Annotated in this window: 6 protein-coding genes; 1 reads left to right on the top strand and 5 read right to left on the bottom strand. The window is 73.3% G+C overall.

Annotated features, from left to right (window positions below; all coding sequences use genetic code 11):
- Positions 1–69: 69 nt before the first annotated feature.
- The 5 genes from ACFVYS_RS10605 to ACFVYS_RS10625 form a co-directional block, all read right to left on the bottom strand.
- A complete protein-coding gene (locus tag ACFVYS_RS10605) occupies positions 70–1800 on the bottom strand; it encodes a hypothetical protein (protein WP_389500730.1) in 1731 nt (576 codons plus the stop codon).
- A gap of 117 nt (positions 1801–1917) precedes the next feature.
- Positions 1918–2358: an OsmC family protein gene (locus tag ACFVYS_RS10610; protein ID WP_389500732.1), complete on the bottom strand. Its 441-nt coding sequence runs from the start codon at positions 2356–2358 to the stop codon at positions 1918–1920.
- A 130-nt stretch (positions 2359–2488) separates the two neighbouring features.
- Positions 2489–3904, bottom strand: a complete 1416-nt coding sequence (locus ACFVYS_RS10615; RefSeq protein WP_389500733.1) for a DEAD/DEAH box helicase — start codon at positions 3902–3904, stop codon at positions 2489–2491.
- Positions 3905–4094: 190 nt separating this feature from the next.
- A complete protein-coding gene (locus ACFVYS_RS10620; protein WP_020125862.1) occupies positions 4095–4298 on the bottom strand; it encodes a cold-shock protein in 204 nt (67 codons plus the stop codon).
- A 269-nt stretch (positions 4299–4567) separates the two neighbouring features.
- The gene (locus ACFVYS_RS10625; protein WP_389500735.1) at positions 4568–7585 is read right to left on the bottom strand and encodes an AAA family ATPase; all 3018 of its coding nucleotides are present in this window, start codon (positions 7583–7585) and stop codon (positions 4568–4570) included.
- Positions 7586–7848: 263 nt separating this feature from the next.
- Here ACFVYS_RS10625 and ACFVYS_RS10630 point away from each other — a divergent pair.
- A partial coding sequence (locus ACFVYS_RS10630; protein ID WP_389500736.1) for an AAA family ATPase occupies positions 7849–10381 on the top strand: 2533 nt, incomplete at its 3' end.

Here is a 10381-nt window from a genome sequence, read left to right on the forward strand (position 1 = left end):
CGGCACGCCGGCTCACGGCAGGGCCCGGGAGGAGATCCTCCCGGGCCCTTCGGACGTGTGCCGCGACGGCTATCGGGGAGTGCGGGCGAACACCGAGAGAGCGCCGGACACGGGTTCGGGCAGCCCGTCGTTCTGCACTGGCGCCGCGGTCAGCACGTCGAGGTGCTGGTAGCCCGGGGCGACGACCGGGTGCAGGTCGGCCGGGATGCGGCCCGCGAGCAGTCCGTCGCCCGCGAGCACCGTGAGCGTCGGACGGGCCGTCAGCCCGGTGGGGTGGACGACGAGCTTCCTGACCTGTGGTGATGTGGCGAGCTGGATGTCGGTCACCAGTTTGGTCGGGAAGTACTGCTCGGTGAAGTCGAGCGGCTGTTCCGCCAGGCTGCGGGCCAGCTCCTGGAGGTCGGTGACCTCCTTGCCCGCGTCGGTGAAGGGCGTACCGTCGGCCGACCGGTACCCGGGATCGTCCGCGTCGCCGACCCGGTCGTAGTCGCGCCAGGTGTACAGCGGCCCGTGGGGCTGCGCGGGGATGGCCTTGTACCCGACGCCGAACAACGGCGTCGGCTGCGTGCCGCCGTTGGCCACGGGGAAGCTCTTGTCCGTGACAGGGCCGCCGTCGAAGAAGCCCACGCTGCTCTGGAGGAACGCCAGCGGTACGGAGTTGTCGTCCATCAGCGCGCCGAGCACCGTGGCGTTGGTGAGCCGGAAGTCCTTCACCCCGGGGGAGCCGGTGAGGAAGGCGGCGGCGTCCTTCGAAAACAGGAAGCGGTTGGTGGCCTCGATGTTGATGCCGGGGGGCAGATAGGCCGGCAGGTCCGCCTCGGCGTCCGGGTCGCGCACGGCGCCCAGACCGGCGATGGCGAGCAGGGTCATGGTCTCCGGGTTGAGCAGCACCGGCGCGGACAGCGAGCGCGGCACCAGCCCGGTGTCGAGCCCCGCCTGCACCGCCGCGTAGCCGAGCCCGACGTCCGGCAGGTTGGTGTCGTCGGGCAGGCTGCCGCTCAGGTCGGCCAGCGAGGTGGAGATCGTCGTGTCGAGCGCGAAGTAGCCGGCGCACTGGTTCTGTCCCGCGTCCGCCGGGGTGGTGGGGTCGCCGTCGAAGTCGGCCGCCGCGAAGTACCCGGTGACGACCCCGCCCAGCGAGTGCCCGCCGCACAGCACCTTGCTCCGGCGCAGGCCCTGGTCGGGCAGTTCGTGGACCAGCAGGTCGTACTCGTCCCGCACGGTCTGTTCGATGCCGAGCTTCGCCATCCATCCGAGCCGGTCGTCGCCGACGAAGCCGCCGAAGACCCGGCCGTCGACCGGCTCGGCCCGGTAGTAGTAGTCGACGGCGGTGTGCTGGTCGCCGGAGGCGATGCCGGTGCGGTCCTCCAGGCAGTTGGAGCGCCGGTCCAGGGCCCAGAACTCGATGTGCCGCCCCTGCGCGGCGGCCTTCGCGACGGTGCCCCGGGCGACGCTGTCGAAGGCTCCGGCACCCTCCAGGATGCCCGGCTGGGCCACCAGGATCCGGTCGGCGTCGGCCGACGCCGCCGGTCCTTCGGCGGAGCGGTAGCGCAGGTACGACAGCTGGTCGCAGGCCGCCGGCCGGTCCCCGAAGGACCTCGGCAACGGCACCTTCACCCGGACCACCGACTCGGTCACGCCGTCGGCCGGGTGCGTCGACGGCACGGGCGTCTCGGTCCGTGCGCCGTCCGACCGGGCGGCCGGGGCGTCCGGGGCGGCCGCGGTGAGTGCCCCCGTGGTCAGCAGCACCGCAAGTACCGCGCCGCGCCACGTCCTTCCTCTGCTACGACTCGTCTTCATAGCCGGACGGTAGGGCCGTGGAGCGCGGGTGCTCGGGAAGTGCTCACAAGAACGCAGCACGCGACGGCACGCTTGTCACCGGCCCGCAGAGAACGAGTCGGCGGTGTCGCGGCGCGGTCAGGCGTCCGTGACGGTCACGGTGACCGGAGTGCCGATCTCGATGGTGCGGCTGACGGTGCACTGCCGGTCGTGGGAGATCGCGACCGCCCGGGGCAGGATCGCGCGGGCCCGGTCGCCGGCGGCGCCCTCGGGGAAGCTGACGGAGAAGGTGACCGCGAGGTCGGTCATCCGGTTGCCGAACTCGTCGCCGACCTTCTCGCCGGTCACGGTGACGGTGAACCCGGCAGGCTCGACGTGCCGGCCGGTGGCCACGTCGACGTCGGCGGCGGTGCAGCCGCCGATCGCCGCGAGCAGGAGTTCGACCGGGGTGAAGGCGGTGCCGCCGTCGGAGTCGGAGCGGGTACCGAAGCCGATCGTGCCACCGCGGACGTTCGTCGCGGTGAACCGGCCGGCGCCGGTCCGCTCGATGGTGACGAGGCGCTGGGAGTCTTCGCTCATGCCGACGACACTAGCGCCGCGCCACCGGCACGCCACACGGGCAGAACCCCTCCCCCGGCACCGTCTCGCTCCGCCGGGTGGCAGCGGCGCACGGCGGGCCCGAGGGGTCGACGGCCCGGCCCGGCGGGGGTCAGGCGCCCCGGCGCACCCGGGCGGCCGCGCGGGCCTCGGCGGCCTGGCGGGCGTCGGCGGCCTTGCGGGACTCGCCACCGCGGCCGGGCCGCCCCGGGCGGGTGCCCATACCGCGGAAGGGAGCGCCGCCGCGCGTCGGACGCTCCGCGGCGGCCGGCCCGTTGCCGCCGATGGGGACGCCGGAGGGAGCCTGGGCGCCGGTGATGCGGCTCAGCTCGGCCTCGCCGGAACGGATCGGTGTGATCTGCGCCCTGATGCCCGCGTCGGACAGCAGACGGGCCATGTCCCGGCGCTGGCTGTGGGTGACCAGCGTGACGACACTGCCGGACTCGCCGGCGCGAGCCGTACGGCCGCCGCGGTGCAGGTAGTCCTTGTCGTCGGCGGGCGGGTCGACGTTGACGACGAGGTCGAGGTTGTCGATGTGGATGCCGCGGGCCGCGACGTTGGTCGCCACCAGCACCGTGACGCGGCCGTCCTTGAACTGGGCCAGGGTGTGGTTGCGCTGGGGCTGCGACTTGCCGCCGTGCAGTGCGGCGGCCCTGACGCCACTGCCCAGCAGGTGCCGGGTGAACTGGTCGACGGCGTGCTTGGTGTCGAGGAACATGAGCACGCGCCCGTCGCGGGCGGCGATCTCGGTGGCGGTGGCGTACTTGTCGGCGCCGTGCACCTGGAGGACGTGGTGCTCCATCGTGGTGACCGCGCCCGCCGACGGGTCGACCGAGTGGACCACCGGGTCATGGAGGTAGCGACGGACCAGGAGGTCGATGTTGCTGTCGAGCGTGGCCGAGAACAGCATGCGCTGGCCGTCGGGACGTACCAGGTCGAGGAGCTCGGTGACCTGCGGCATGAAGCCCATGTCCGCCATCTGGTCGGCCTCGTCGAGGACGGTGATGTCCACCCGGTCCAGGCGGCAGTCCTTGCGCTCGACGAGATCCATGAGGCGGCCCGGCGTCGCGACGACCACCTCGGCCCCGGCCCGCAGCGCGCCGGCCTGCCTGCCGATCGACATGCCACCGACCACGGTGGCCAGCCGCAGCTTCAGCAGCCGGGCGTACGGGGTGAGCGCGTCGCTCACCTGCTGGGCCAGCTCGCGGGTGGGGACGAGGACCAGGGCCAGCGGCTTCTTCGGCTCGGCACGCCGGCCGGCCGTGCGCACCAGGAGCGCCAGGCCGAAGGCGAGCGTCTTGCCCGAGCCGGTGCGGCCACGGCCCAGGACGTCGCGGCCCGCGAGCGAGTTCGGCAGCGTGGCGGCCTGGATCGGGAACGGCTCGGTCAGGCCGTGCCCGGCGAGCAGCTCCAGCAACTCGGCGGGCATGTCCAGTTCACCGAAGGTCGCGGCGGCGGGGAGTGCGGGGGTGAAGGTGACCGGGAGCGCGAACTCGGAACGGTCATTCGTGCGAGCTGAACGGTTCAACGGAGAACCTTCCTCGAGGGGCACGCATCGAGGAATTCCCGGCAGGACCAACAATGAGCCGGATGCATCGCAAGCACGAGCCGAAAATGAGACTGAAAGAATTCCATGAGAATCTTCGGAATCCTTGAAAGCAGCAAGCTGGGGCCCGCACCACACGGTGCGGGCCCCAGCTGCCTCATACGCTTTCGCGTCAGGCGGGCGTGATGTTCTCCGCCTGCGGGCCCTTCTGGCCCTGCGTGACGTCGAAGTTCACCTTCTGGCCTTCCTGAAGCTCACGGAAGCCCTGGGTGGCGATGTTCGAGTAGTGAGCGAAAACGTCGGGGCCGCCGCCGTCCTGCTCGATGAAACCGAATCCCTTTTCCGAGTTGAACCACTTGACGGTGCCAGTAGCCATGTCACATCTCCTTCGGGGCAGTGCCCAGAGGTTCACACCGTGTGAACCCATGCGTTGCCACAATGAACCCCGTCCGGATAAGCACCGGATATACAAAAATGCCCGGCGGCAGACAGCCGCCGAGGCACTTGAAGTTTCGGGAACCACAACTGCAACTAGCCTGAAGCCTAGCACGGTACATACAACCGCACTACCTTTCGCCCACGCGGCGCCGGATCGGGCGCGCAAGCCTGACGAAGTCAAATACACGCGAAAGGTTAATTTTCAGATTACACAAGGTGCGCCGCAGACGAACTCGACCACGGCTCGAGCGCGAGCCGGCGGTCGGCCGGGCCGGTGAGCACGGCCGTGACCACCTCGGTGCGGGACCTCAGTCCGGTGCGCGCGAACAGCCGGGACAGCCGGTTGGCCACCGCGTCCTCGCTGAGCCGCAGCACCGTGGCGATCTGGCGGTTGGTGAGCCCTTCGGCGATCAGGGTCGCGAGCAGCCGCTCGTTCTCGGCGGTGGCCCGGGCGCGCCCCGGGACGGTGATTCCGGCCTCCCGCATGGCGGCCCTGGTGCGGAAGCGCGCCAGGGCGGAGCCGGTCCGCCCGAACAGTTCGTACGCCTCGTGCAGCAGCGTGGGCGGCCCCGCGCCGGCATCGGCCGCGGCGACGAGGGTGACGGCCGTCTCGAACGGCTGGCTGCGCGAGCGTGCCAGGTCCACCGCCTCCCGCAGGCCGTCCCGGGCGGTGCCGGGAGAGTCCTGCCGCAGCACGCGGGCCGACGCGAGCAGGAATCTCAGTCGCGTCCGTCCGCTGCCCGTCCGGTCGGAGATCCGCTCCAGGCGTTCCAGAGAGGTCAGCGCCGCGCCGGTGTGTCCCCTTTCCGCGTACACCTCGGCGAGGGCGGCCCACAGCTCGTCGACGCCGGCGACATGTCCGTGGGCGTCCGCCGCGTCCAGGCCGCGCCGCAGCGTCTTCTCGGCGCCGTCCGGATCACCGAGTACCCGCTGTACCTCGGCCTCGACAGCGTCCAGCGAGTACTGCGGACGGCCCTCGCCCCGGTCGCGCACGCTGTCGAGGAGGCGACGGGCGCTGGTGGTGCGGCCCCGGGCCAGGAGGATCTCCGCGGTGCGGGCGGGGATCAGACAGCCGTCCGCCGCGGGCGTGTGGATCCGGTTGTTCGCCAGCATCCAGCGGGCCGGTTCCAACGCCTCGTCCCAGCGGCCCTGGAGATGGCGCCGGAGGAACACGCTGTGCGGGGGCAGCCTGCCGGGGGCCAGGCCCTGTGCGGCCGACAGGTCTTCCGCCGCGTGCAGGTCCCGGCCGCTGAGCAGTTCGTCGAACATGGTGGTGGCCAACGCGTACACGTGCTCGACACCGAGGTTCGGGGCCTCGGAGAGGGCCAGCGCGCGTCTGAACCGCTCCGGCCGGCCCAGCACCATCTCCGCCACGGCCCGGAAGTAGTCGGGCTTCACCCGGCCACGGACGTCGGTGGCCCACACCTCTTCCGTCCGGGCCAATAGGTCCAGCGCCTCCCGCCACCTCGCCAGCCCGCACAGGGCCAGCGCCCGGCCGGTCACCGGGACCAGGCCCGGCAGCCGCAGTTCGTCCCACCACTCCGCCGTGGCCAGCCGGGACAGCGCCCGCCAGTCCGAGTCGTTGGCGGTCGCCGCCGTGAAGAGGTTCGCGGTGTCCTGCAGCGCATGAGGGCCCAGCACGTCCGCCAGGTTGCGCAGGATCGACTCGGCGATGGTCCGTGCGGTCCGGTAGTCCCCCGCCTGGTAGGCGGCCTTGGCGTACCGCTGCAGGGCCGGGACGCGGTCCTGGGGCCGCTCGACGAGGTTGCCGACCGCCCGGCACCACCGGAGCACTCCCCTGCCCTCGGAGTCGGGGTGCAGCCGCTTCGCGGCGGCCGTCAACTCCAGCACCGCACGGTCGCGGTCGACCAGGTGCCCGGCTTCCGCGACCCGGTCCGCCAGGTAGGCCACCGCGTCCGCCTCGTCGGACAGCGTCACCACCGGTGGCCCCGTCTCGGAGGCGATGCCCGCCGCGTCCCGGGCCGCCCACACCGCCTCCACCGCCGTGGCGGACAGCCGACTGCGTTCCAGCGGCCCCAGCCGCTCGCGGACGGCGTGTGCCGTCAGCGCGACGGTGAACGTCCAGCCGCCTGCCGCGGCGGCGCCGGACCCGGGCCCGACGTCGACGATCTCCGCGTCGGTCAGTTCACGGATGGCGTCGCCGACCGTCTCGGCGGACAGTCCGGTCGCCGCGGTGATCAGCTCCGCGGCCTGTCCGCCGAGCGGCCACAGGATGCTCAGCGCCCCGGCCACCACCCGGCACGGCTCACTCAGCGCGTCGAGGGCTCCGACGAACCGGTCACCGTCCGGCAGCACCGGCGTCGGTGTCCGCACCCCGATGAAGGCGTGACCGTCGGCCACCCGGATCGCCCCTTCCCGGGTCCACCCGGTGAGCAGGGCGTCGATCGCGCCGGGAACCCCGTGTGTCAACTCCCGTACCCGCCGGGACAGACCGCTGTCGGGTGTCGCCCGTAACCGCCGTGCCACCACCGCGGTCGTCTCGTCCGGCCCGAGACGGGAGAGCACGATCGTGTGCGCCCTCGGCATGTCTCCCTGCTGTTCCAGGGCGCCGAGACCGTGGTGCGGTGGCGTCCGGCCCTTGCCGGCCGCGGCGCCGGCGGCATCGGGTGCCGCCCCGTGACCGTTGCGGCATCGGGCGCTCCGCTCACCGCGACCCACCGCGGAGGCCAGCAGCCGGACCGGGGACGGCACGCGCGCGAAGTCGGTCCCGCGGAGCACGGCCAGCGAATCCGCGTCGGCAAGGTGGAGGTCGTCCAACTCGACGACCACGGGCGCGGACCGCGCCAGGGCGGCGCGCAGCAGTGCGGCCATCGCGGTCCCGTCGCGCCGCTCGGCCGCGTGCAGCGCCTCGGTGACCGGCTTGGCCGCGCGCTGGTGTGCCGGGCCGGAGAGGTGCTCCTCCAGTGCCATGACCAGCCGCAGCGCGAGCAGCAGCGGCCGTGCGTCGTCGCCCGGCACGCAGCCCACCGCGAGCACGGGCGTCCCTTCGGCGCGCAGCCGTTCGCCGAGTGCGTGCAGGAACGCGCTGCGCCCGGCCCCTCGTTCGCCCCGGACGAGCACCAGGCGCGGTCCGGCCGGATCCCCGAGGCGGTCCCGGACCTCGTCCGACTCCCGCTCGCGGCCGACCGGGCAGCCGGTCGTGCGGTCGAGGCTCGCGGCCGTTCCCCCGTGGACCAGCCAGGGGCTTTCGGACGGAGCAGTCATGGTCCACCGCGTTCTCTTCGACGTTCTCTTCGACGTTCTTTTCGACGTTCTTTTCGACGACGTGGGCGAGGCGGGTGACACCGGACCCGACCGCGTGCCGTGTCGCCGGCGGCCCCGCGGCCGGCCGTCAACACCGCGCACCATTATGGCCATTCCGTATGATCATCTCCTGTCGGGCAGCGGGCTCCGAAAGCACCGTGCCGCGAACGTTCCTGCTCCGGTCGGCCGTTCATACGCGCAGTACCGGACCAGGAGGAGTGGGCGTGCCGAAGTGCGGGCCCGTCGTCGGCAGGGACAGCGAGATCCGGGAAGTCACCGACACGCTCCTGTCCACCGGTGCCTCGGCGCGCACCCTGCTGCTCGTCGGCGGAGCCGGAACGGGCAAGACCGCCGTGCTGGAACAGGCCCGCCGAACGGTGGTCGGGCAAGGCGCCAGGGTCCTGCGCCTGCGCTGTCACGACGGGGATAACGCGCCCGGCGCAGCTGCTCTCGCCGATGGCGTCCACCAAGTGCTGACCAAGGTCCACGACCGCTGGAGCCCGGCCCGCACCGGCGCCGTCCGCCGGACCCGGCTGCGCAACAGCGCCCGCGGCGGCGAGTTGACCCTGCTGTCCACGCTCGGCGAGGTGATCGCGGACGCGGCCCGTCACCTTCCCTTCGCGCTGGTGATCGACGACGTCGAGCGGATGCCGTCACCCACGGCGTCCGCCCTCGGCCTGCTGCTGCGCGTCTTCCGTCCGGCCGGCGTGCCGATGGTGCTGGCCGGCCGGCCCGCACACCCGGGAGACGACGGTGCCCACCAGCTCACCGCGGCGGCCGACCGGCTGCTCGAACTGCCGCCGCTGCGGCCCGCCGACGTGGAGTCCCTCGTGGTGCGGCACCTCGGCCGCCCGGTCGAACCGGCCCTGGTGACGGCGGTGGTGCGGGCGTTGGGTCCGATGGCGGGCACCCCCGGGGCCGTGCTGTCGGTGCTCGACTCGATGGCGGAGCGCGGCGACTTCCTGGAGCTCGACGGTCATGTGTGCCTGACCGAGCCGGAACAGGCGCTGCGACTCACCACGGACGTGGCGCGACTGAGCCGGCTCTGCTGGTCGGCCGGCCCCCCGGACGCCGCGGCCCTGGACGCGGCGGCCGCGGTGGCCCGCAACCTCGAGCACGCCGAGATACGGCTCGACGATCTGCACCGGCTGAAGCCGGGCGGGCCGCGCCGGGCCGGTCTCGTCGACCGCACGCTGACCCCACTGGTCGCGGACGGGATTCTCACCGTGGACGAGGACCGCCGCATCGCGTTCGCCGTTCCGGCCCTCGCGGCGGCGCTGCGCGCGCTGCCCACTCGTCATGCCGTGTCGTCGCTGCACGCCCTGATCACCCGATCGCTGACCGATCGGCTGGGCGCGGAGACGGCGGGGGGCGGCTGTCCCCGGCTGGCCGATCACGTGGCCGCCACCGGGGCCGAGCTGGACGACGCCCTCGCGGTGGACGTGCTGCTGGCGGCGGCCCGTACGGACGCCAGGTCCGACTGGTCGCGATCGGTCCGCGCCTACTCCTGGGCGCTCCGCCGCCTGCCGCCGCACGACCGCAGGACCCCCGGCGTGCTGCGCGAGTCCGCCGAGCTGAGCCTGCGCCACGCCGATCACCCCGGTGCGCTGGCCCTGGGCGAACCGCTGTTCGCCTGCCTGGCCACGCCTTCTGCCGAACGGGACCGGGAGGGGCTGGAGCACGTCGCCCGGGTGTGGGCGCTGGCGGCGCTGCACGAGCACCGGTTACCGCCGGGCGACCTCGTCGCCGGTCCCCACGGCCGTGCAGCGGTGGAGTACCCGCCCGCCGTGGCCGGCTTCGGGGCGCTCGTCGGTCCGTACGGGCTCGGCCCGGTGACGCCCCGCCCGGGTGCGGAGGTCCTCCGCGGGCCTGCCACCGCCGGCCCCCGGCGCGAGTCGGGGCCACTGCCCTCGGCGGCGGAACTCCGGCTGCTGGCCGGGGCCGCGGGCAGTCGCGACGGGTTGTCGGGCCTGCTGCCGCCCGGTGCGGACGGCGTACGGACCCTGGACCGGCTCCGGAACGCGACCGCACACGCGGACCTGGCCGGCGCCCTGGCCGCCGTGCTCGGGGACCGCTACCCGGGGGCGGGGAACAGCACCGCCGCACTGTACGGCTCCATGGTGCGCGCCTATCTGCAAGGGGACTGGGACCGGGCGCTGGCGTCCGCCCGTCGGATCGAGGCGCGCAGCCGGACCCGCGGCGTCGACGCCGGCCCCGCGCAGGCCGCCCGGGCGCTCGCTGCCGATATCCACTGTGCGCGCGGGCAGTTGGGGCACGCACGGGCGTGGCTGGAGCTGGTCCCCGGCACCGTGACCCACCCGCTCGTCGCCTGGGCGAGGCTGGGTGTGCGGTACTGGTCGGGCCAGGTGGAGGAGGCGATGGAGGGGGCGCTCGACGAGGTGCGGCGGGCTCGGCGCAGCGGCCTGCTCTCCGGCATCGAGAAGGTGCTGGTGCGGTATCTGTCGTTCGCTCTGCTGGAAGCTCTGCCGCAGGCCATGGAGCGGGTGCTGGAGGAACTGGAGGCGCTGGACGAGGAGGTGGGCTCCCCCATGACACGCGAGGCGGTGCTCCTCGGCCGAGGCGTGGTGCGCCGTGACGTGGACAGCGCGCTGGCCGCTCTGCGGGCGGTGCGCCGACGGGGCGACGCGTATCTGGAACTGCTCTGTCACCTGGGCCTGGTGGAGATCGGCGACGACTCCGAACGATGGCTGGCCGAGGCCACGCGCGGCGCGCAGGCGCTGGGCATCGGCCAGCGCC

This window comes from Streptomyces sp. NPDC058295 (assembly GCF_042880655.1).
GTDB lineage: Bacteria > Actinomycetota > Actinomycetes > Streptomycetales > Streptomycetaceae > Streptomyces > Streptomyces coriariae.